This is a genomic window from Rhodoferax saidenbachensis, assembly GCF_031457975.1.
In the GTDB taxonomy this organism is placed as follows: domain Bacteria; phylum Pseudomonadota; class Gammaproteobacteria; order Burkholderiales; family Burkholderiaceae_C; genus Allorhodoferax; species Allorhodoferax saidenbachensis_A.
In genome coordinates, this window is sequence record NZ_JAVDXO010000002.1 from 243088 (window position 1) to 266890 (window position 23803).

General features: G+C 63.4%; 17 protein-coding genes. 9 read left to right on the top strand and 8 right to left on the bottom strand.

Features of this window, described 5'->3' with window-relative positions:
• Positions 1–16: 16 nt before the first annotated feature.
• The 3 genes from J2X15_RS05275 to J2X15_RS05285 are packed head-to-tail and all read left to right on the top strand — an operon-like array spanning position 17 to position 2584.
• Positions 17–334, top strand: a complete 318-nt coding sequence (locus J2X15_RS05275; protein WP_310340047.1) for a MocE family 2Fe-2S type ferredoxin — start codon at positions 17–19, stop codon at positions 332–334.
• A 4-nt stretch (positions 335–338) separates the two neighbouring features.
• The gene (locus J2X15_RS05280; protein WP_310340049.1) at positions 339–1598 is read left to right on the top strand and encodes an NAD(P)/FAD-dependent oxidoreductase; all 1260 of its coding nucleotides are present in this window, start codon (positions 339–341) and stop codon (positions 1596–1598) included.
• The gene (locus tag J2X15_RS05285; protein WP_310340050.1) at positions 1595–2584 is read left to right on the top strand and encodes a xylose isomerase; all 990 of its coding nucleotides are present in this window, start codon (positions 1595–1597) and stop codon (positions 2582–2584) included. The genes J2X15_RS05280 and J2X15_RS05285 overlap by 4 nt, the downstream gene beginning before the upstream one ends.
• A gap of 80 nt (positions 2585–2664) precedes the next feature.
• Here J2X15_RS05285 and J2X15_RS05290 read toward each other — a convergent pair whose 3' ends face one another.
• From J2X15_RS05290 to J2X15_RS05300, 3 genes are read right to left on the bottom strand one after another with little or no spacing between them, the layout of a single operon-like run.
• Entirely contained in the window at positions 2665–3456 is a 792-nt protein-coding gene (locus J2X15_RS05290) for a TIM barrel protein (protein ID WP_310340051.1), read from the bottom strand.
• 29 nt (positions 3457–3485) lie between these two features.
• Positions 3486–4496: a Gfo/Idh/MocA family oxidoreductase gene (locus J2X15_RS05295; protein WP_310340052.1), complete on the bottom strand. Its 1011-nt coding sequence runs from the start codon at positions 4494–4496 to the stop codon at positions 3486–3488.
• 17 nt (positions 4497–4513) lie between these two features.
• Positions 4514–5416, bottom strand: coding sequence for a sugar phosphate isomerase/epimerase family protein (locus J2X15_RS05300; RefSeq protein ID WP_310340054.1), 903 nt, complete (start codon positions 5414–5416; stop codon positions 4514–4516).
• A gap of 106 nt (positions 5417–5522) precedes the next feature.
• Here J2X15_RS05300 and J2X15_RS05305 point away from each other — a divergent pair, with 106 nt between their 5' ends.
• From J2X15_RS05305 to J2X15_RS05320, 4 genes are all read left to right on the top strand, one after another.
• Positions 5523–6578, top strand: a complete 1056-nt coding sequence (locus tag J2X15_RS05305) for a LacI family DNA-binding transcriptional regulator (RefSeq protein ID WP_310340055.1) — start codon at positions 5523–5525, stop codon at positions 6576–6578.
• Positions 6579–6701: 123 nt separating this feature from the next.
• A complete protein-coding gene (locus J2X15_RS05310) occupies positions 6702–7574 on the top strand; it encodes a MurR/RpiR family transcriptional regulator (protein ID WP_310340056.1) in 873 nt (290 codons plus the stop codon).
• Positions 7575–7711: 137 nt separating this feature from the next.
• On the top strand, positions 7712–8707 hold the full coding sequence (gene iolG, locus J2X15_RS05315) for an inositol 2-dehydrogenase (protein ID WP_310340058.1): 996 nt from the start codon (positions 7712–7714) through the stop codon (positions 8705–8707).
• 8 nt (positions 8708–8715) lie between these two features.
• Positions 8716–9735, top strand: a complete 1020-nt coding sequence (locus tag J2X15_RS05320) for a Gfo/Idh/MocA family oxidoreductase (RefSeq protein ID WP_310340060.1) — start codon at positions 8716–8718, stop codon at positions 9733–9735.
• A 79-nt stretch (positions 9736–9814) separates the two neighbouring features.
• Here J2X15_RS05320 and J2X15_RS05325 read toward each other — a convergent pair whose 3' ends face one another.
• Positions 9815–18574, bottom strand: coding sequence for a GH36-type glycosyl hydrolase domain-containing protein (locus tag J2X15_RS05325; RefSeq protein ID WP_310340062.1), 8760 nt, complete (start codon positions 18572–18574; stop codon positions 9815–9817).
• A 180-nt stretch (positions 18575–18754) separates the two neighbouring features.
• On the opposite strand from J2X15_RS05325, the gene J2X15_RS05330 reads away from it, so the two are divergent.
• Positions 18755–19348, top strand: a complete 594-nt coding sequence (locus J2X15_RS05330; RefSeq protein ID WP_310340063.1) for a BON domain-containing protein — start codon at positions 18755–18757, stop codon at positions 19346–19348.
• Positions 19349–19455: 107 nt separating this feature from the next.
• Here J2X15_RS05330 and J2X15_RS05335 read toward each other — a convergent pair whose 3' ends face one another.
• The 4 genes from J2X15_RS05335 to J2X15_RS05350 all read right to left on the bottom strand — a co-directional run bounded on the left by J2X15_RS05335 (position 19456) and on the right by J2X15_RS05350 (position 22849).
• Complete coding sequence (locus J2X15_RS05335; RefSeq protein ID WP_310340064.1) at positions 19456–20148, bottom strand: OmpA family protein; 693 nt, start codon at positions 20146–20148, stop codon at positions 19456–19458.
• Between the two features lie 546 nt (positions 20149–20694).
• Entirely contained in the window at positions 20695–20958 is a 264-nt protein-coding gene (locus tag J2X15_RS05340; RefSeq protein ID WP_310340065.1) for a hypothetical protein, read from the bottom strand.
• 32 nt (positions 20959–20990) lie between these two features.
• The gene (locus tag J2X15_RS05345) at positions 20991–21605 is read right to left on the bottom strand and encodes a hypothetical protein (protein ID WP_310340066.1); all 615 of its coding nucleotides are present in this window, start codon (positions 21603–21605) and stop codon (positions 20991–20993) included.
• Between the two features lie 422 nt (positions 21606–22027).
• Positions 22028–22849, bottom strand: coding sequence for an alpha/beta fold hydrolase (locus J2X15_RS05350; protein ID WP_310340068.1), 822 nt, complete (start codon positions 22847–22849; stop codon positions 22028–22030).
• Between the two features lie 135 nt (positions 22850–22984).
• Here J2X15_RS05350 and J2X15_RS05355 point away from each other — a divergent pair, with 135 nt between their 5' ends.
• Complete coding sequence (locus J2X15_RS05355) at positions 22985–23803, top strand: MlaE family ABC transporter permease (RefSeq protein ID WP_310340070.1); 819 nt, start codon at positions 22985–22987, stop codon at positions 23801–23803.

The following is a 23803-nucleotide window of genomic DNA, read 5'->3' on the forward strand; positions in this document are numbered from 1 at the left end:
TATCAGAGAAAACCTCATGAACCATTGGACCGATGTCTGCGCGTTTGACGCGATAGACGACGAAGACGTACTGCGCTTTGACCACGCAGGCAAGACCTACGCGGTGTACCGCGTCGAAGACCGGGTCTACGCCACCGACGGCCTGTGCTCCCACGAGAAGATCCACCTGGCCGATGGCCTAGTGATGGATCACGTGATCGAATGCCCCAAACACAACGGTCGCTTCGACATCCGCAATGGCCAGGCGCTGGGCGCACCAGTGTGCGTGAACCTGCGCACCTGGCGGGCCCGTGTGCACGAAGGCCGGATACAGATCCAGCCGGAAGAGAGCTGAACCCATGCACAGCCCCCTATCTGCAGGCATGGTCATCATCGGTGCCGGCCACTGTGGCGGCCGCGCGGCCCAGGCGCTGCGCGAAGCCGGCTGGACAGGCCCCATCCATCTGGTGGGTATGGAGCGCCACGCACCTTACGAGCGCCCGCCGCTTTCCAAAGAACTGCTGACCGGTGAGAAGACCGCAGAGTCCTGCCAGCTGCGCAGCATGCAAACCATCATCAACGACGGAATTCGCCTGCACACACAGCGCGTGTCCTCCATCGACACCGCCGCCCACTACATCACACTCGCCAACGGCCAGGTGCTGCCTTACTACCGCCTGCTGCTAGCCACCGGCGGCAGCGCGCGTTGCCTGGACATTCCCGGTGCGAACCAGCCCGAAGTGTTGACACTGCGCACCGTAGACGACGCACTACTGCTCGCGCAGCGTCTAGGCGCAAACAGACACCTACTGGTCATTGGAGGCGGTTTCATCGGGTTGGAAGTGGCAGCCTCCGCACGGCGCATCGGCATGGCGGTGACGCTAGTCGAAGGTGCACCGCGCCTGCTCGGCCGCGCCGTGCCTGCCGATGTGGCAGCCTCCGTGCTGGCCTTGCACCAAGCTCGGGAGGTGGACGTGCGGCTGGGCGTGCTGCCTACGGCCATCGCGCCGCACCCGCCTGGCGGCGTGCGGGTGCGTCTGAGCGACGGCCAGCACATTGATGTCGACACCGTTTTGGTCGGCATCGGCATGAAACCGACCACCGATCTGGCACGGGCTTCAGGTCTGGCGGTGGCACAAGGCATCTTGGTCGATGCAAACTTGCGCACCAGCGCACCTGATGTTTTCGCAGCTGGCGATGTGGCCGAGTTTCCAAGTCCGTTCTCAGGCCTGCCGATGCGGCAAGAGACCTGGTTCAACGCCGAGACACAAGCGCGCGTGGCCGCGCACAACATGCTTGGCGGCCAAGAGTTGGCCCACCAGCCACCCTGGTTCTGGAGTGACCAATACAACCACCAACTGCAGGTGTGCGGCGAACCCGCGCTAGGCACACAAATGGTGGTGCGCGAGCTCGGCGAAGGCGACCACGTCACCTTCCATCTGAACGCGCAAGACCGCGTGGTAGGCATGAGCGCCTGGGGTCTGACACCACGTTGCCTGAAAGAGTTCAAGCTCGCACGCCTGCTGGTGGAGAGGCATGTCAGCGCTAACCCGGAGGAATTGCGCAATCCGGCCGTGAAACTCAAAGCCCTGGCATCCGTTACGGCGATAGCGGCATGACAGCATCTAAAGCACTGTCCATTGGCATCAACCTCGACGGCGTACTAGTGCACGACGGCCTATCCACGCCCGACACCCCCACGCGCCTGCGCTGGGTGCGCGAGGCCGGTGTGTTTGACTACATCGAAAAAAATATCGACCCACGCGAGGACTTTGCGCCCTACCGCGACTGGACTGCAGAACACGGCGTACCCATCGGCGTGTTTGGCGGCATCTTCTGCGCCGGCCGCGATGAGGCGCTGATGCACTGGGGCTTGCGCACCGGCGGCGAGCTGGGTGCACGGCTTTTCAATATGCAGCTGTTCGCGCGCCACGCCGACGGCCACACACTCAGCGACCGCGAGGTAGCTGACTGGTTTCTGGATGGGATGGAGCACGGCACCGCTGCGGGCTGCTTGCCTGCGATGGAAGTGCACGTGGACATGTGGAACGAGCGCTTCCATCGTGTGGAGGCGGTAGGCGAGCTGCTGGCGCGCGCGAATGTACCCCTGCGCCTGACACTGGACCACTCCCACCTGATTTTCAAAATTGATACCCTGGAGGAGGTCGCGGCCAGCGGCCTGCAGGACGCCACCGATGGCGGACGGGCACTGCTAGCCCCAGGCCAGGCAAGCACGCTCTACCGCCAGTGGCTGGCACGCGGCTGGGTGGTGCATGCGCACACACGTAGCGTGGCGCCCGGCTTACCAGGAAACGCCGCCATGCAGCGCAGCGACGGCCGGCCGGGCCGCGCGATCCAATACCCCTTCATCGAACCTGTACCAGGAACCTTCCACCGCGATTGGGACGCACAGGCACTCACTATCTGGAAGACGGCGGTGGTGGAGCTACTGGACTGGATGAAGACTCACCCAGCCCACGCGCCACGGCAAATCAGCTGCGAGTTCATCCCCTTTCCAGACTACGGCGGCGGCGGGCGCTACGATATCTGGCAAAACAACATCGCCTGCGCACGGTGGCTACAGGAGGAATGGCGGCGGCGCTGATCGACTGCGGTGATTCATGCGGTTTCTGCAAACAGAAAAGGCCAGCTCACACTGGCCTTTTCAATTAGGGCCCGGGAAACTCAGGCAGCAACCTGCTCGCGAATCCAGCCGATGCTGTCTGCCAATGCGGCTTGCGGGTCAGCCAGCTCTTGCACTTCTGTTGCAAAGGGTTCAAAGCTGAACGGGCCCGTGTAACCCGCAGCTTGCAGCGCACGGATCTGGAATACGTTGCCCAGGCGGTCACGCTTGTCCACCAGCACGCGGTGGGCGTCGAGCATCTTGTCCACGGACACGTCCGCATCGGCCACGCCGGAGATGTGCACCAGGCCCGTCCACTCGGGGAAGAACTCGGTTTCGCTCGCTAGGTGGTGATGGAAGGTATCGTGCACCAACTTGAACAAGCCTTCGCCGCCCGCTTCCTTGATGGCTGCAATCGCATCGGCCTTGCGGCGCAGGGACGACACAGGGAAGCCCAGCGGCTCCACCAAGCCGGTGATGCCGCGCGACTCCAGGATTGGCTTGATCGCCTTGAGTGCGGTCACTACATCGGCTTGCGACACGGGGGTGCCATCATTGAGCGGGCACATGACCAGGGCCTTGGCGCCGGATGCTGCGGCGTAGTCGGCCAGCTTTTCAGTCTGGGCACGGCGCTCGTCGTTCCACACGTTGAAGGGGTACAGCGCGTTGATGGACAGCAGGTTCACGCCCGCCGCCTTAGCCGCTGCTTTCACATCAGCCGGCGCCAGGGTACCAACCACATTGGGGGTGTCGTTGCGGATTTCTACATCGGTCACGCCGAGGGCGCGGGCCATGGCGAAAAACTCTGCAGGCGATTGGCGGGGGGCCAGAATATGGCTCAAGGAAAAACGCATGGTGTTCTTTCAGGTAAAGAGAGATTGATTTACGCGTACAGCGCAGGACGGGGAGGCAGCTCAATGGCGACGGCTTGGCCGTTGCTCTCTTGCGCCTGCACGCAGGCGTCGGAGGTGACTGCGGCGGCATAGCCATCCCAGGCACTCGGGCCAGTGGCGCCGCCTTTAGAAGCGGCGGCGATAAAGTCGTTCAGTTCCACGTCGTAGCTGGCCACGAAGCGGTCTTTCCAGTCAGTGAGGATGGTGCTCTGGCGCTTGGCGCCCAGGCGCATATCGACCGTCATGGGCTCGGGCAAGCGAGCCGTTCCTTCTTCACCCACCACTTCGCACTGGATATCGTAGCCGTAGGCACAGTTGACGAAGATCTCCACATCAATCAACACACCCTTCTTGGTCTCCAGTACCACCACCTGCGGGTCGCGCAGCTTGGTGTGGCTGCGGGCCGCGTTGCGGGGGTAGAGCACGCGGGCAGACACGTAGTCGTCGTTCAGCAACCAGCGGAACACGTCGATCTCATGGATCATGGTGTCGTGGATGGCCATGGGCGTCACATACGCCTCTGGAACGGCGGGGTTGCGGTGAGCGGCGTGCACCAAGATAGGCGCGCCGGTGTGGTTTTCCACAGCGTGCTTGAGCGCCACGTAACCGGCGTCGTAGCGGCGCATGAAGCCGACCTGCACCAATCGCTTGCCGAACCTCACTTCGGCATCGACGATGCGGCGCGCCCCCTCAGCGGTAGTAGCCAGTGGCTTCTCGCAGAACACGGGCTTGCCAGCTGCAATGGCGGCCAGCACATAGGGTTCGTGGGTAGCACCCCAAGAAGTGACCAGCACTGCCTGCACTTCAGGCGCAGCGATCAGGGCTTCACCCGTGTCATACAACTTGGCGTTGGGCGCGAGGTCCTTGCGTACGGTTTCGGCGCTGGCCACGTTCACGTCAGACAGGGCTACCACTTCAGCGCCCGCGAGCACCTGTTGAATACGACGTGTGTGGTCGCGGCCGATCATGCCGGTGCCAATGACACCAATTTTCAAAGTCATGAAATATCTCCGGAGGGTTACTGGTTAGAAAACTTGTCGAGGTATCGCTGCATCTCTGCGCGCATGAAACGGGAGGAGTCTTCGGCCCGCTCTTCCCAAGCAAAGACGCAAGAAGAGAGCACGCCATCAAACTTCACGTCTGCCAACGTTTGGAAGAACACATCCCAGTCAATCTCCCCCTGGCCCATGTCCAGGTGCTGGTGCACCCGGATCTGCGTAGAACCCGGTGGGTTGACGATGTAGCGCAGCTGGCTGCTCTTCTTGTGGTTGAAGGTGTCCGCCACCCGCACATGGGCCAGCACGGGAGCGGCTTCCCGGATCAGGGCCGCCATGTCATCGCCGTAATAAAAGGTGTGCGGCGCGATATAGGACAGCTTCAAAGCCTTGGAGCCGATGTTCTTCACAATGTCAGCCGCTGGCTGCATGGTCTCGATCCAGTCTTCGGGATGGGGTTCTACGGACAGCGTGATGCCTTCGCGCTCAAAGATCGGCAGCAATTCATCCATGGAGCGGAACCAGGCGGCTTCGCACATCTCTTTGGTGTTGGCGCCTGGGCGCTCACCGACAGAGCGTTCGGGCGAGGCACCCCGGCCAAACTCGGAGATCATGAGTTCACAGCCCATCTCTACCGAGACTTCGATGGCCTTCCTCCAGCAACGCATGGCCCATTGGCGCTCGTCTTCAAACGGGCTGGCCCAGCGGTACATGGGTTGCAGACTGGCAAGGCCCACACCGCAAGCCTTCATGGCGGTCTTGAAGTCCGCCATGCGCTCCTTGGTGGCACGGGGCATGACCCACCAGTCCAGAAAGTCGGAGCGGGGGGAGAGTTCGATCTGGTCGTAACCCAGCTCGGCGGTGGCACGGCACAGCTCGGGCAGCGACAGGTGCCGGATCATGTACGGGTCTAGGGCTATCTTCATCTTTGTCTCCTGGTCGTATCGCGGCTGCCAACGCAGCACGGCCTGCGCAATGTAGGTTCCAGTGACCCAAAAGACTGCGTAATAATTGACGAAAAATCGTCAAATTATGGTTAACCCTAGTCGTAGAAAAAAGACCGCTCGCTTTGCCGAGATCGCAGCGCTTGCCGGTGTCAGCGTCGCCACCGTGGACCGGGTGCTCAATGAGCGCGACACCGCGTCGGTCAAGACGCGGGAGAAGGTGGTGCAGTCCGCGCGCCAGTTAGGTGTGCCGCGGGTGTTGCCCGAAACCCGCCATGGCTTGGTTCACATCGACATCGTGCTGCCAGACAACCCCTCCCCCTTCTTTCAGCGACTGAACCAGGCGATGCAACGTGGTGTGGCCATACTCGACAAGCGGCTCGTCGTCCACCGCGTGACGACGCCAGAGGAAGACGAGACAGCACTGGTGCACGCTTTAGCGCCGCGCCGCTACAAACGCCAGGCGCTGATCGTGTCGGCACCGGATACCCCGGCCGTGCGCCAGGCATTGCAGCAGGCACGTGCCAACGGCGAGCATGTGGCCATGGTGGTCACACGGGTGAACGGTGTCCCGCAGGCCGACTACGTGGGCATCGACAACCATGCCGCTGGCCGCACCGCGGGCTACCTGCTGGGACGCCTGTGCCACCGCGAAGGCCGCATCCTGATCCTCTCCAGCCGACTTGATTACCTGGGCCACATCGAACGTAGCGGCGGCTGCCGCGAGGTGCTGGCCGCACAGTTCCCGCACCTGCGCTGCGACGGTGAAGTGGCCGAGACCCACGACGATCCGGACCGCTGCTACCTGGCCCTCAAAAAAGCCTTGCAAGGCAAAAGTGACGTGGTCGGCATCTACAACACGGGTGCCGGCTCGCCGGGCATCTACGCCGCGCTACAACGCTTTGCCAAAGAAAAGACCTGCTGGATCACCCACGAGATTTCTGACGACCACCGACAGTACTTGCAACAGGGCGTCTTGGACGTGGTGATCGACCAAGACCCGGACACCCAAGCCATCCGCGCCCTACAGCACGTGATGGCCTCGCTGGGCATGGCCCCCGCGTCTCTCAGCCAGCCGGGAAAGCCCGGTGACTTTCGGCTCCATTTCGCCGAAAACATGAGCCAGCAACCCTATCTCGCCTGACAAAACAAGCGTCTCCCGCGGGAAGCACCTGAGTAAAAAGAACGCTGTTTTCAATCAGAATACGGGGAGAAATTGTTTTCCACGACGGGCATCCTCCCATACGACCTAAGAAAGACTCAGGACATGGCATCCAAGGGCAACGACAAGACCCCCGTCGATCAGTTCATCGCACGCATCACGGCGGAGTACGACACGCTGAGCAAGCAGCTCAAAGTGATTGCCAAATACGTGGAGCAGCACCGCGACCACATCGGCATTGAAGGCATCCAGCAGCTGGCCGCCAGCTGCCAGGTACAACCCTCGGCGGTGGTGCGCTTTGCCAAGCACTTCGGCTTCTCCGGCTTCTCCGAGATGCAGGTCGTCTTCCGCGAGGGTTTGACGCGCCAGTTGGCCCCCAGTCGCAACTACCGTGCACGCATTCGCGACATCATCGACTCCGGTGCGGGCAGCCTCTCCAGCGTCGAAATTGCGCGCGAGTTTTTGGCTGGCAGCCAGGCCGCCATGCACGAGCTGGAGGCCAACCTGGATGAGACTACCTTCAAAAAAGCCGTAGACATGCTGCGCAAGACCGACTGCATCTGGATCGCGGCGTCACGCCGGTCGTTTCCCATTGCGGTCTACCTGGACTACGCGCTGCAACACACCGACAAACGCGTGTGCCTAATGTCGGCCCTGGGCAATATGCATTTGGGACAGATGCGCTCGGTGCGCACGGGTGACGTGATGCTGGCCATTTCGTTTGCACCCTATGCGGAAGAGACACTGGCAGCCGTGGCCCTGGCGCAAGAACGGGGGGCGCGCGTGATCGCCATCACCGACAGTCGCATGAGCCCGCTGGCCAAGGACGCTGAAGCCATCCTGATCGTGCAGGACAACTCGACCTTCGGCTTCCGGGCACTGACCAGCACCATGGGCCTGGCCCAAAGCCTGTTCATTTCCCTGGCCTACGCGCTGGAGCTGCCTTACCGCCCAACCTCGGCCCCCGCACAGACCTGACACAAGAAAATAAATTAATATTTCACTTTAAATTTATTTTGGAAAAATATTTCCATTGGCGGTAATTTTTCGTATAGTCCTGTCTTCGCGTCACGCGCGACGAGATATCCCATAAACATACGGAGACAGGAACTTTCATGAAGCACGTTGCAGTGTTCGGCGCTGGTCGCATTGGCCGCATTCACGCCACCAACCTTGCCGCCCAATCGGGCGTGCAACTCAAGTACATCTGCGACGCCGTACCCGCTGCTGCTGCCGATCTGGCCCAACACCTGGGTGCCCAAGTGGCCGACATCGACACGGTCTTTGCCGACAAGAGCATCGATGCCGTCGCCATCTGCTCGCCCACCACGACACACAGCGACCTGATCGCACGCGCCGCGGCTGCCGGCAAACACATCTTCTGCGAAAAACCCGTGGACTTGTCGGTACAACGCGCCGAGGCAGTGGCGCAAGCCGTGTCGGCCGCCGGTGTGGCCTGCATGATCGGCTTCCAGCGCCGCTTCGACCCCACGTTCAACGAGGCCAAAACCCGCCTGGACCGGGGCGACATCGGCAACCCCGAGATGCTGGTCATCACCAGCCGCGACCCCGGCGCTCCGCCGGTGGAGTACATCCAGCAGTCCGGCGGCATCTTCCGCGACATGCTGATCCACGACTTTGACGTGTTCCGTTGGATTCTGTGTGGCGATGGCGACCGCGCGGCCTGGCTCAGCGCTACGGGTTCGTGCCTGACCGACCCCGCCATCGGCAAGGCTGGCGACTTTGACTGCACCGCCGTCACCATCAAAACCGTCAAGGGCCGCCTGTGCCAGATCAACACCACGCGCCGCGCCGCCTATGGCTACGACCAGCGCTTTGAAGTGATTGGCTCCAAGGGCATGCTGCAATGTGGCAACCACCGCCCCAGCGAAGTGACCCAGGCCACCGCCCAAGGCACCGCGCAAGACAACCCCGAAGCCTTCTTCCTGCAGCGCTATGCCGCGGCCTACCGTCTGGAGATCGAACACTTCTTTACCCAGCTGCAAAACGGCGGCAGCTTCCGCACCACGGTGCAGGACGGCGTGGATGCGCAAATCCTGGCCGATGCCGCCGCACAGAGCGCCGCCAGCAACCAGATCATCACGTTCTGAGCCGCAGCATGACCACCTCTTTGCGAATTGGCATCGTGGGTCTGGGCCGCCTGGGCCAACGCCACGCACAAGCCCTGGCATTTGGCACCCGCAATTGCACCCTGACCGCCGCCTGCAGCCCGGTAGAGTCCGAGCGTGTCTATGCGACAGAGCAGCTCGGCATCGCGCAGGTTTACAGCCGCTATGAAGACCTGCTGGCCAACCCCGACATCGATGCAGTGGTGCTGGTCACCCCCACCTCCCTGCACGCCGACCAAGCCATTGCAGCCTTGCAGGCGGGCAAGCACGTGTTCGTAGAAAAGCCCCTGGCCCTGAACCTGCCCGATTGCGAACGCGTGCTGGCCGAAGCGGCCAAACACCCGGAGCTGGTAGCCATGGTGGGCTTTGTGCGCCGCTTTGACCCCAGCTACCGTGCGGCCCAGGCCAGTATTGAGGCAGGCGAGATCGGTCGCCCCTTCATCGTGCGTTCGCAAACCTGCGACCAGAATGACCCCGATGGCTTTTTCGTGAAGTTCGCCCCCACCTCCGGCGGCATCTTCATGGACTGCAGCGTGCACGACATTGACCTGGCACGCTGGATGCTGGGCCGCCCCAAGGCGCTGCGTGCCTACGCCACCGGCACCATCGCCCTGCACCCCGGCCTGGCCGAGTTTGGTGATGTAGACAACGGCCTGGCCATCGTCGACTTTGAGGGCGGCGCCAAGGCCGTCTTCTACGCCTCGCGCACCATGGCCCACGGCCATGAGACCACCACGGAAGTCATTGGCACCGCTGGCAAACTGCTGGTAGGCGAACATGCCGCCCGCGACCGCGTGGTGCGCAGCGACGCGCATGGCGTGCGCCACGCGGTGCTCAAGGACTTTTACGAGCGCTTTGAGACAGCGTTTGCGGCCGAGATGGGCGACTTTGTAGCGGCCTGCCGCGGCGAGCGCGCCCTCACGCTCACGCTGGACGACGCCATGGAGGCCACGCGCATTGGTCTGGCCATTTCCCGCTCCCTGGCCAGCGGCATGCCGGAGGTCATTTAGCCCTCCGGACCCCGTGAAATATGCGCGAGCAGCTACAAAATAAGTAGCATGCTCGTGCCTTGCGCACCGGCACCGGGCCCTATGCCACCACGTGTGTCACCCGCACTTCCACCGCATGGTTCTGCAGATCGTCCACCAGCATCACAGCCGCGGCGGCCTGCTCTTCACCATCCAGCCACACACGCACCCCGGCCTGCGTGCCATCCACCTTGTTGACCACGATCGCATACATGGTGCTCTGGCAGCGGTAGCGCAGCGTGAACCCTGGCCAGCCCGCAGGCAGGCAGGGTGCAAAGTGCAAGAGCCCCGCCTCCAGCCGCACACCCAGCAGCGACTCCAACACCAGGCGGTACATCCAGCTGGCCGACCCGGTGTACCAGGTCCAGCCACCGCGGCCGCGGTGCGGGTCCACCGCGTACACGTCGGCCGCCACCACATAGGGCTCCACCTTGTAGGTGGCAATGGCCGCGGCCGTGCTTCCGTGGTGCACCGGGTTGATCAGGTCAAAGCACTCCCAGGCACGGCGCGCGTCGCCCGAGGCTGCAAACGCCATGGCGGTCCAGATGGCCGCGTGGGTGTATTGCCCGCCGTTCTCTCGCACGCCGGGCACATAGCCCTTGATGTAGCCGGGGTTGAGGTCCGAGGTGTCAAACGGCGGCGTGAGCAGTTGGATCAGCGCATCGTCGCGGCGAACCAGGCGCTGGTCTAGCGCATCCATGGCCAGGCGTGTGCGCGCCGGGTCGCCAGCCCCTGACAACACCGACCAACTCTGCGCCACCGCGTCTATCTGGCATTCGGTATTTTGCGCAGAGCCCAGTGGCGTGCCGTCGTCAAAGTAGGCGCGCCGGTACCAGCCACCATCCCAGCCATGTTGGTCGATGGCGTGGCGCAACTGGTCAGCTTCTGCCAGGCACTCCTGGGCAAACGCCTGGTCGCCATGCGCGCGCGCCAGGCTGCTGAAGCGCACCAGCGTGTCGTACTGGAAGAAGGCCAGCCACACGCTCTCCCCTTTGCCCTGGTGGCCCACCATGTTCATGCCGTCGTTCCAGTCCCCCGCACCCATCAGGGGCAAGCCCCGCTCACCGCGGGGCAGCCCCCGGCGGATGGCGCGCACACAGTGCTCGTACAGCGTATCCACCTGGGTCGATGGGGTTGGCAAGTCGTAGTACGACTCGTCCTCGGGGTTGACCGGGCGGCCCTCCAGGAAGGGAATGCGCTCCTCCAGCACCTGACGTTCGCCGGTGGCCAACACATAGCGGCACACCGCTTGCGCCAGCCACAAGAAGTCGTCAGAGCAATGGGTGCGCACGCCACGCCCTTGGGGCGGGTGCCACCAGTGCTGCACATCGCCATCCACAAACTGGTGCGCCGCACAGCGCACGATGTGCTCGCGCAGCAGCTGTGGCTGCGTATGCACCAGCGCCATGCAGTCTTGCAACTGGTCGCGAAAACCAAAGGCGCCGCCCGATTGGTAGTAGCCGCTGCGTGCCCACAGGCGGCAAGCCATGGTTTGGTAGACCAGCCACCCATTGGCCAGCACATTCAGCGCAGGGTCCGGCGTTTGCACCTGCACCGCGCCCAAGGTGTGGGCCCAGTAGGTGTGCACAGCCTGCAGGGCGCCCTGCACGGCCTGCGGTTCACGCAGATGCAGCGCCATGGCGGTGGCATCGTCCAGCCCCCTGCGCCCTGTGGCGCCCAAGCGGAAAACAATCTCGCGCTCCTGACCATCCACCAGCTCAAACGGCACTTGCAGCGCCGCACAGGGGTCCATGCCCGCGCCCACGCGGTTGGAGAGTTGGGTGCGCCCCATGGCCGCCGGATTTTTCAGGGTGCGGTTGCGACCCAGAAACTCGCGACGGTCCCCCGTGAAGCTGACGTTGGCACCGCGTGTGGCGCCATCGGCATCGAAGAAGGCCACGCGGTCTCCAAAGTCAGGGTTGTAGGGATTGCGCGCCAGAATGGCGCCCGTGGTGGGCTCCACCTCGGTGCTGATGTACATGGCAGCCCTCGATCGCAGGTCGCCCATCACCCACTCCACATAGCCAGTGGCCGACAACTTGCGCGCACGGCCAGACTGGTTGCGCACCTTCAGCACCGAGAACTTGATGGCGGCCTCCAAGTCCACAAACACGGTCAGCGCACTGTGAATGCCGTCTTCTTCATGCTCGAACACGCTGTAGCCAAAGCCATGGCGCGTGACATAGGGCGTAGGGCCGCCACAGGGCAGCAGCGTGGGCGACCAGAAGGCCCCGGTCTCCTCATCGCGCAGGTAAATGGCTTCGCCACTGCCGTCGCCCACGGCGTCATTGGCCCACGGTGTGAAGCGGAACTCATGCGCGTTCTCGCTCCAGGTGTAGGCCGAGCCACTTTCTGAGATCACCGTGCCAAAGCGGGCATTGGCAATCACATTCACCCATGGCGCCGGCGTGGTCTGCCCACGGCGGGAGGTGATGACGTACTCACGTCCATCCGCCGAGAAGCCGCCCAGGCCGTTGAAGAACAAGCGCTCGCCTGCGGTTGCGTTGGGCGACAACATAGGCTCGGCGCGGCGGACGCGGCCGGACGGCAAACGGGCCAGCTGCGCTTCGCGCGGCTCCTTGGTGCTGCGCCGGTTGACCTGGTCGGCCAGCGTGCCCCGTGTGTCGGTGATGACCACACGCGCCACGGTCAGGAACAGGGTGCGGTCTTCGCTGGAGATTTGCTCGGCAGCGCGCACAAAAATGCCGCCGGGCCGATCGGTGAAGTTAGCCTCCATGCCCGCCGCAATCAGACCCATGATCTGCTCTTGAAGCAGCTGGCGGTAGCCCGCGTGGTCCTCGTTCCAGATGACCAGGTCCACGGACAACCCTTTGAGGCGCCAGTAGGCATGGGCCTGCACCAGTTGGCGCACCAGCTCGATGTTGGCCTGGCTGCCAATTTGCAGCAACACAATGGGCAGGTCACCCGAGATGCCGTAGCCCCACAGGCCTGACTGCCCGCGGCGGTTGCGCGCCTGCACGACCGCATCCGCGCGTTGCGTGGGGTTCACGTAAATCACCGAACTGGCCAGCCGCGCATACAGCTGCGCGTCCGATTCGGAGGCGTTGATCTGCTGCAGATTGACCCAGCTGTGGGTCCAAGCCAGGTCAAACACGCGGTCGGCCAGGTGCCGGTCGCGGTACTTGCCAACCAGACCCTGCGCAGCGTCGCGCGTGTCGGCCACGCCGTACACCATGTCGATGGTCACAGTCTGCTGCGGCTCCAGCAGGATTTGCTTGCGAATGGCCACACAGGGGTCCAGCACGGCGCCCTGGCTGTTGGAGAGCGCAGCCATGCCTTCCATGGCCTGGGGTGCATCCACGCCCCGAGTGCGTCCCACAAAGCGCATGCGGTCCGTCTCATAGGATGCAGCGCCAGACTCGGCCCCATGCACCGCCATCAGATGGAACATCCACGGCGCATGCTCGCCGTTAGAACGTGGGCGCCGGTTGCACAGAATGGCCTGCCGGTCTTGCAGGATTTCGGTTTGCACAAACAGGTTGCTGAAGGCCGGATGTGCCGCGTCTGCCGCAGCCGCGCCCAGCACCACCTCGGCATAGCTGGTGACCTCGATGAAGCGACGTGTGCGCGATCGGTTGGTGATACGCAGGCGCCGCAGCTCCATGTCGTCTTCGGGCGACACCACGATTTCAGTGTGGGTTTCAAAGTCGTGGTCGCGCCGGCGAAACTCGGCGCGGCCTTCGGAAAAAATGGCCTCGTAGCTGTCGGCCTTCGCCAGCGTGGGCTGGTGGGCGGTGGACCAGAATTCACCAGTACCCACATCGCGCAGGTAGCAGAAGTTGCCCCAGTGGTCGGTAGTGCCATCCTCGCGCCAGCGCGTCACCGCGATGTCTTTCCAGCGGCTGTAGCCACCGCCCGCCTGGCTGACCATCACGTGGTAGCGCCCGTTGGACAACAGCTGCACCTCGGGAATGGCCGTATCGGTATTGCGCAGCACGCGCATGGGCATTTCGGGGCCGGTGGAGAGCGTGCGCACATCGGCAATCTCGGGGTTGCGCACATGGAATGCTACGGCGCCCGGCGTGCGCTCCTGCAGCAGCAGGTCCGTGGCACGGAACATGGGGTCGGCCTGGAAGCGCTGCTGCATGGGCTGGTCCAACAGCACATAGGCCATGGCCAGAAAGCCCATGCCCTGGTGGTGCACCATGAAGGACCGCACCACGGCACTGGACTGGGCGCGCGGCAAGCGCGCCAGCGTGTAGTCCACCGCCTCGTACATGCCGTAGTCGCCCTTCAATCCCATGGCCGTCAGGCGCTCCAGGTTCTGGCAGGCAGCCTGGGGGTTCACCATCAGCGCCATGGCGCTGGCATAGGGTGCAATCACCAGGTCTTCGGCCAGCCCCCGCTTGAGGCCCAGCCCCGGCACGCCAAAGGCGCGGTACTGGTAGTTCAGCGCCGCATCCACGGCGTTGTAGCCCGACTCGGAAATGCCCCATGGCACACCGCGCGTGGCGGCGTAGGCCATTTGCCGCTTCACCACGGCCTGGCAGGTCTGGTCCAGCAGCGTGTTGGCGTAGGTGGGCATCACCAGCATGGGCATGAGGTACTCAAACATGGAGCCACTCCACGACAACAGGGTGGGCTCGCCACCCGACACCGTGAGCAGGCGCCCCAGCGCAAACCAGTTGTCCTGCGGAATGTCACCCTGGGCAATGGCCAGGAAACTGCACAAGCGCGCTTCCGACGCCAGCAGGTCATAGTGCGCGGCGTCACGCCGGTGCTCGTCCACGTTGTAGCCGATGGTCAGCAGGTGGCGCCCCGTGTCGTACAGCAGGGCGTAGTTGGCGCGCGCCAGCGTGGTGGCCTGAGCCGACAATGCCTCCAGGCTGGCGATGCGCTCTCGGGCGCGCTGGCTGGCCAGCGCCACTTGCGGCAACAGGTCGGCCACCCGCGTGTCTTGGGGCAGTTGACTCAGGGCATGGCTCAGTGTGTCCTGCAGGGCAGCCAGCTCGCGCAGCGTGGCCATGGCGCCCAGGCCGGGCAAGGCCGGCAAGCCTGCGGGCAGCGCCTTCCAGGGCACCAAAAAATCCAGCTCTGCCCCATGCGCCTCGCACTCGGCGCGCAAGCTGGCAGACCAGGCGACCAGATCCGGGCGCACCTGCCCGGCTGCGGGCTGGCCCACCGCCTGGTCCAACGCCACGCAAGAGGCCGCAATGGTCTCCAGCCAACGCCGCGCCGACGCGACGGTGGCGGGCTTGGCGTCGCAGGCCGATTCGATGTCGGTCTGCACCTGGGTCACCGCCTGGCTCAGCGCAAAAGGCACGTCGGTGCCTAGCGCTTCGCGCAAATTGGCCAGTGTGTGCCCCAGCCCGTCGAACAGGCGGGGGTTCAGGACGGGCTGGTCGGCCAGGCCGTTGAGGCCGGCGCGCAGGGTCAGCAAATGCCCTGACAGGTTGCCACTGTCCACCGATGAGATGTAGCGCGGCGCCAGCGGGTTCAGCGTCAGGGTGTCGTACCAGTTGTAGAAGTGGCCTTCATACCGCTCCAGGGTCTGCATGGTCCGCAGGGCGTCAGCCGTGCGCGTGAGCAAGCCGCCGGTGGGGATGTAGCCGAAATCGTACGCGGCCAGATTAGCCAGCAGCGCCAGCCCCATGTTGGTGGGAGACGTGCGGTGCGCCACCACGGCCACCGGGTGCTCCTGAAAGTTGTCAGGTGGCAGCCAGTTTTCCTCGGCATTCACAAAGGTGTGGAAGTAGCGCCAGGTTTTGCGCGCCAGGGTGTGCAGGAACTGCACCTGCTCCGGCTTGAAGCGCGCAGACCGCTCTGGCAGCGGCCGGCTGAGCCACCAGGCCAGTACCGGAGAGACCAACCACAGCACCAGCACGGGTGCCGCCACCCACAAGGCCATCGCCCGGGTATTCAGCAGCAACACCGCAAGGCCCAGAGCGAGCACTGGGCCAGCCCACATGGTGGCCCAGGTCTGCACAAGATCGCGCACCCCACCGGGCCGCGACGACTGGCTGGATGACGCGCCCGAGGGGCTCCACTCCAGCAGTTTGCGGTGCGTGAACTGCATGCGTGCGATGGTGCGGCCTATGGCGTCGAGGCTGAAATAGGCCTCGTAGGGCAGCGTGGCCAGCGTGAGCGTGGCCTGAGCCAGTCGGCGCAGCGTCGATTGCCACACCGCCATAGCGTGCTGCCCCAGGGACAGGCCCTTGGGCTTGCGTACCAGGCTCACCACAGTGCTCAGCGCGGGTTCAAAAAACAGAATACCCAAAAGCGCAGCGGTCCAGGGCCCAAACGCCACCATCTGGGTCCACCCCAATACCAGCAGGCCCACCACGCTCGCAGGCACCAGGCTGCGCCGCAGGTTGTCCATGATCTTCCATTGCGACAACCGGGACAGCGGGTTGCGCACCCGCTGGGCGCCAGGCCCTGGCACGCGGGAGAGCAGCCAGGCGGCGATCTGCCAATCGCCGCGCGTCCAGCGGTGGCGGCGCTGCATGTCCGCGTCATAGCGCGTGGGGTAGTCGTCGTAGAGCTGCACATCGCTGAGCAGGCCGGCACGGGCGTAGCAGCCCTCCAGCAGGTCGTGGCTGAGGATGCGGTTCTCGGGGAAGCGGCCATTGAGCGCGCGCTCGAAGGCGTCCACATCGTAAATACCCTTGCCGATGAAGGAGCCTTCATGGAACAGGTCCTGGTAGACATCCGACACCGCGCGGGTGTAGGGGTCCATGCCGGGGTCGTTGCCGCACAGCTGGGCATAGCGCGAGCGGTTGGTGCCCGGCAGGCTCACGGCCATGCGCGGTTGCAGAATGCCGTAGCCCTCGGTCACGCGCTGCAGGTCCACGTCGAAATGCGGCCGGTTCAGCGGATGGGCCAGGGTGCCGGCAAAGGCACGCGCCGCATCGCGCGGCAGCTGCGTATCAGTGTCCAGCGTGATCACGTACTGCACCTGCTGCAGCACGGTGGTGTCGCCCACCACCAGAGAGAATGCCTGCGCAGAGCCGCCGCGCAGCAGCGCATTGAGCGCAGCCAGCTTGCCGCGCTTGCGCTCATAGCCCATCCAGAGGCGCTCCTGCGCGTTCCAGCAGCGGGGCCGGTGGAACAGGAAGAACACATCGTTGCCCGGGCGCGGGTACTTGGCATTCAGGCCCGCTATGCCCAGCGCCACCCGTGCCTCCAGCGCCGCGTCGCTCTCCAGCGATTCCTGCGTAGCATCCAGCAAGTCCGTGAGCAAGCCGAAATGCAGGCAGTCGTCCTGGTTGGCCAGGTAGCGCACCTCCAAGTCTTGCAGCAGCGCATCAATGCTTTCGCCGGTGTTCAGCATGGTGGGCACCACGACCAGCGTGCGGGACGATGGCGCAATGCCTTTGGAAAAATCCATGCGTGGCAGCGTGCGCGGTACGGTGATGAGCGTGGCCAGCCAGTTCACCAGCGTGACTGCCAGCTGGCTGGTTGCCAGCACGGTGGCTACGCCCACGCCGGCCAACATCCAGAGGTTCAGGCCCTGCCCATGGGCACGGACCAGCAGGCTCCAGGTGAACCATGCCGTAAGCAGCCCTATGCCCCCCAGATACACCGGCACCGGAAACCTGCGCACCAACCGGACCACACTCTCGCCCAGTCCCAAGGGTGCCTGCGATGCCCGCTCCAGCTGGGCTAGCCCCTTGTCCACCAAGAAATAGCCCACGTGGCTGCGCCGCACATCGCCCGAGGCATGGGATGTCACTGGCTGGTATGCCAGTTGGATGGCTTTGCGTGCCACATCGGTTTCGGACAGATGGGTACGGCGCGCAATCTTCTCCACCGCGTGGCGGTAGCGGTCGCGCGTGTGGAAATCCATCTGGGCATAGACCCCACCGGGGTCTTCGCGCAGCTTGTGGTCCACCATGCTCATGGACTCGACGAACTCGCGCCAGTCCATGGCCCCCAAAAAGCGCAGGCTGCCAATGGTGTTGCTCATGCACACCTGGTTGATGGCCTGGTTCTGGGTTTCCGCGTGCACCATCTGCTCGGTGGTCTGGCCCGACTCGTACAGGCGCTGCTCTATCCAGGTGAGTGGCAGGGCCAGCGCTGAGCTATGCCCCTGCAGGCGGCGCGCCAGCTCGGCCACAAAGGCGTTTACCAACGGTGGGTTGGACCGCGCCATGTCGGCAATCACCAGGATCAGGCTGCTGGGGTCGCGTTCGGCCACCTCCATCATCTGCTCAGCCCAGGTGGCCGCCAAGCTGCGCTCCACCATGGACTGCGCCACCCGCGCACTGATGCGGCGCAGGTTCTCGATCAGCGCCAGGCGCAGCATGATGGGAATGGCCCACAACTCACCGAGCTTGAGCACCGAGCTCTTCTGGTAGGCCGCCACGAAGCGGTTGAGGTTCTCGGGGTCCACCCGGCCGTCACCATGCGAGATCACCTCTAGCGCAATGTCATACACACGCGGCAGCCCCTTGGAGGGGCCGCTGGCGAGCAACGGCAAACCGCGGCTGTAGCCCTTGGGGAAGTGCACACGCGCGGTCAGCACCTGTTCTTCAATGAGGTAGAAGTTGTCCAGCAGCCATTCGCCAGCGGGGGTAATGCGGCGCCCGGTTTTGACTGCGTCCATCAGCAAGTCGCAGGCCTCGTGCAGCACGTCGTCGTTGTCGGCCAAGCGGTCCAGCAGCTGCTCCCGCCCACGGCCACGCAGCAAGGAATGGCTGGCGGCCAGGGTTTTGCCGTGGCGCTCCATTTGCTCGGCGTTGAACAGCTCGGCCCGCAGGGGGGCCTCGGCGGCGACGGTGTTGCGTCCACCTGCCAGGGTTTGCACACGCGCAATACCGCGGGTAATGGCGGCGCGCAGGTCCGGGTAACTTGCTTTCAAGGGTCAGGGCCTCTCACGGGTAGACAGCCGGTTGACCTGCGTGGGAATCACGACAAGACCCGTTGCAGTCTCCAGGCCAGCGTAGTCAGCGCCCGCTCCGGGGTCTGTGCGAGCACGCACAGACCCGATGCCGGTTGGGGCCGACAGTGCCTCCATCCCCCAACTTCACAAGGAACCACCATGCCTGCTCGCGCGCCATTCACCCTCACCTCCATTGCCTTTGGCCTCGCGCTGTCCGCTGGTCTTGCGCTCTCGGTCATGGGGTGCTCGCCCAAGGCCGACACCCCGGTGGCCACCACGGCACCCGAGACCACCGTGGGCACGGAAATCGACGACACCGTGGTCACCACCCGGGTCAAGTCCGCGCTGATTGAGCACGACGAGACCAAGGGCTTTGACATCAAGGTGGAGACCCGCAAGGGCACGGTGCAACTCAGCGGCTTTGTGGACAACCGTGCCCAGGCCGACCGGGCCATCTCCATTGCCCGTGGGGTGGAAGGGGCCAAGGCCATAGTCGACGCCATGACGATCAAGGAAGGTCAGGCCACCATCGGAAACGCCGTGGACGACACCGTGGTCACGGCGCGGGTCAAGGCCGCCCTGCTCGCCGATCCGGCGATCAAGAGCTTTGAAATTGCAGTGGTCACCCGCAAGGGCGAAGTGCAGCTCAGCGGCTTCGTCGCTACCCAGGCACAGATCGACCACGCCGTGGACGTGGCCCGTAGGGTGGAAGGCGTGCAGACGGTGGTGAATCAGATCGCCATCCAGAAGTAAGCCCCAGCAGTCAGCCCATGCAGAAAAGGCACCCTTGGGTGCCTTTTCTATACAAAATCAACCGCAAGCCCTTATGAAATATGCGCTAGCAGCTATTAATTTGATAGCTACTGCGCGGGCGTCACCGTCTTGGTGCCCGACATTTCTACTTCCACACGGCGGTCTGGCTGCAGGCAGGCAATCAGCTTGGCGCTCTTGCGGCCCTTGCAGGCTGCGGTCTCGGTGGTTGGCTGGGTTTCGCCCAGGCCCTGGGCTGCAATCACGTTGGCGCCCACGTTCTGACCAATCAGGTAGTCACGCACGGTCTGCGCGCGTTGCTCCGACAGCTTCTGGTTATAGGCATTGCTGCCCAGGCGGTCGGTGTGGCCGGTGACGGTCACCTTTTCGTAGGTGGCGCCCTGCAGCTCGCGGACCAGATCGTTCAGCACGGTCTTGCCTTCGGGTTGCAGCGTGGCCTTGTCAAAGCCAAACAGGGCATCTCCGGAATAGCGCAGTTTTTGCGCGACCGGTGCAATGGGCGCGGGCACTGGCGCGGGCATGGGTGCAGGGGCCACCTCAGGTGCCGGCTGGGGCGCCGCTGCGGCCACGGCCTTGATCACGGGGTCACAGGGCTCCATGGCCAGCGCCGGTGTCCAGGCGCCTAGGCGCCAGCACTCGCCCGACGCATTCTTGACAAACTCACCACCGCCATCGACCAAGTAGCCATTCACAGGTTGTGCAGGCGGTGCCGCGAAGACATAGAGAGGGGAGAGGGCAATGGCAGTCGTTGCGACGGCCAGAAGGGTTGAGAGTTTTTGCATGGAGCATCCTTGGTTAATTTGAAAATGGAAAACAAACCACTCGCAATGCACACACTGTCGGGGGTAGGCGAAGACTATGGCGCCGCCCGCCGAGCGTCTGTGCGATGGCATACCCAATGGACTATGTCTTGTATGCGCTAGCGCACGGACAGCAAAACCCACCCGGCGCAAGCTGTGTTCTCCTCCCCGTGAACGCACGTGAAGAAAAGGACACCATGCAAACCCAAACTGCTGCGTGGGCGCGCTGTACCAGCGCAGCCTGTACCTCACCCGCTCTGAGCACCCCTGGCTGGCCGTAGCTTGCGGGGAGTGGATACCGGCCGGAAAGGGCAGCCCGATAACCTGAACCTCACCATCACCTCGCTGGAAAGGCGGGCCATGGAGGCAGCGGAAGATGTGCGAGGTCCGGGCTGCCAGTGAAGAGTCATGGGAGAAGATGGGGGCAGAAATGGACAAGGTGCGCGACAGCTTTGTCCAGGCCTTCAATTTCTTCAAGACCCAGCTTTGATATCCCAAGCGGCAATGCACCCAAGGGGCATTGCGCATTCAGCGGCGGCGCACCACCCATCCCAGCAGCAAGCCAGACACCAGCGCCACACCCACCGAGGTGAGAGGGTTCTTTTGGACGAGGTTGCGGCATTCCGCGGTGACGCGCGACTGGGCGTCCTGGAGCTTATGGCCCGCCAGTTCCAGTTTTTCACCCGTCTGTGCGGCAACGCCTGCGAGGCGGTCAATGGCGCCATGGACGCTGGTTTCAAGGGAGCCGGCTTCGTGGGCGATGCCGTCACTCAGGTGGTTCAATTCAGTCATGGGTTGGACTTTCATAAAAATGGAAATAGATTTCAGTTCTGGCCAAACTTGGCTTTGGCATCCTTGATGCAATTGGCCTTGACATCGCTGGCGAAGGCATCGCATTTCTCTTTGGCCAGCGCATAGGACGCTTCCTGCTTGTCCATCGCAGCGTTCTTCTGCGCAACAGCATTCTTGTCATCCGCAACGGTCTTGGCGCCGTCCATCGTCTTGCGGGCCTCGGCGTTGTTTTCTGACTTGGTTTCGCTCAACTTGGCATCGGCCTTGGCGGCCACATACTGGCTCTTGGCTTCCTTGCGGCATACGTCCTTGGCATTGCCGGTGGCGTCATCGCATTTCTCCTTGGCCACGGCAAACGCAGCATCGGCCTTGGCAATGCGCACGTCGTAGCTGTGCTTTTCCGAGGGGCTATAGCTCACCTCAAGCTCAGCCTTGGCCACCTTTTCGCGGCCTTTGGCTTCTTCAATGCAAATGTCTTTGGCATTGCCCATGCTGGCACTGCAGGCCGTCTTGTCGGCACTGTACTGGGCAGAAATCGCCTCCTTGGCGGTTTTGTATTCCACCTTGGACATGGGGGCCGCGAATACGCTGCTACTGATGGCCAGCAGCAAGACAAAAGGTAGGGCTAGGGTAGTGAATTTTTGCATGTGTGTTCTTTCAAAGAGTAGAGGGTTGCTGCGATGGCGCAGTGGATGGGGCTCTGGGCTCCACCTTAAAAGGCTGGGTGCGAGAGGTCTGTGCGTCAACTCACATACACCAGGATCGACACCAAAATGGCTCGAACGGCCAGCGTGCGTCAGCGTACAGACCCATCCCAGGACAGTACCTATGCTGGAATGCATCTGGAGACACCAGCAACCTTGCGGAGCACGACATGAAGCACCTGTTGAATCAGGCCACGGCGCATCCCGCCGCGGATCACACCGTGCTGGACCGCATCCGCAAACCCATCTTCCTCATCGATATGAACCGGGCCATTCGGTCTTGCAGCCCGGTGGGGCCTGCGCTGTTGCAAGCGGCGCTGACACTGACACGGTCGCCAGCCTGTCTTCGGTCTGACGCGGTGGCGTTACTGCCGGATGAAATCCAGCAGGTCTTCGCTGAGCCGGTGCTTGTCCGTGGCGAACAGGCCATGGGGCGCACCGTCATACTCGGTCAACGTGGATTTGGCAATGCCCACATACGCAGCCTTGGCAGAAGCCGCGATGGGAACGGTCTTGTCCGCCGTACCATGGAGGATGAGCGTGGGCACCTGGAACGCGGCCAGGTCCGTTCGGAAGTCGGTGGTGGAAAACGACTTCACGCATTCCAGCGTGGCGCGCAGGCTGGCCTGCATGGCCTGCGCCCGTGCCCAATCGATCAATTCGTTGCTCACCGGATGGGTCAGCATGCCCACCCCAAAGAAGTCCTTGAAGAAACCGGCAAAAAACTGCGCTCGGTCCTCCCGAATGCGTGCGGCCATGGCATCGAAAACGGACTGCTCGGTGCCATCGGGGTTATCGTCGGACTTCAACATGCAGGGCACGACAGAGGACACCAGCACGGCCTTACTGACTGACTTGCCAGCGTGGCGGGACATGTAGCGGGCAACCTCGCCACCGCCCATCGAGAAGCCCACCAGCATGGTGTCTTCTGCGCCAGTTTGCTGGATCACCGTGGCCAGGTCATCCGAAAGCGTGTCGTAGTCATAGCCGCCCCAGGGCTGGGATGAGCGTCCAAAGCCACGCCGGTCGTACGCAATAACACGATAGCCCGACCCGGCCAGCACCAGGGCCTGGTCGTCCCAGCTGTCGGCACTCAGGGGCCAGCCCGCGAGCAGGATCACCGGTTTTCCGGTGCCCCAGTCCTTGAGGTAGAGCGTGGTTTTGTCGGGCATGGTGACGTGGTGCATGGTGTACCTCCGTGGGTGTAGTGACGCCCCATCATGCGATTGGCCTGCAGGCAGTTCAGTGCGCCATCACACGGACCTCAGCGCACATCGTCTGCACACTGCACCCAAATACAGCACACCACCTCAAGGAGATCCATGGGCGACACCGTGCTTTCCCGCGTGCCGCTGCTAGAGCGTGTCGGCCGCAACACCGAAGCCCTCTGGAAACAGGCTTTCACCATGCTGGGCTTTCTGGGCGAAAACACCATGGCGCTGGCAGCTTGGCTGCGCCACCCCTCTTTGGTGCGATGGCGCCCCATACTCTTCAACCTGCGCAGCGCGGGCTTTGATGCCCTGCCCATCGTCGGCCTGCTTTCGTTTCTCTTGGGCATCGTGGTGGCCTACCAGGGGGCGGACCAGCTGCGCCAGTACGGCGCGGGGATTTACGTCACGGATTTGGTGGGCTTGTCCATGCTGCGCGAGTTTGCTCCGCTCATGACTGCCATCATCATTGCCGGACGCTCTGGGTCCGCCTATGCCGCACAGATAGGCACCATGGCCGTGACCCAGGAGATCGATGCCATGCGCACCCTGGGCATTGCACCGCTGGACATGCTGGTCCTCCCCAAAGTCATTGCTTTGGCCATTGCACTGCCCTTGCTCACCGTGTTTGCCGACGTGCTGGGCGTCGTTGGCGGCATGCTGATGGCACGCGTGCAGCTGGGCATTCAGTTCAGTGATTTTTTGGACCGTTTTCCCCACGCCGTCAGCACCACCTCGTACCTGGTGGGCCTTGGCAAGGCACCGGTGTTCGCCGTCATCGTTGCCATGGTGGGGTGCTTTCAGGGTTTTCGCACCCAGGGCGGTGCGGACGGTGTGGGGCTGCAAACCACGCGCGCCGTGGTGCAAGCCATCTTTCTGGTCATCCTCGCCGACGCCCTGTTCTCGGTGGCCTTCAGTGTGCTGGGCCTCTGA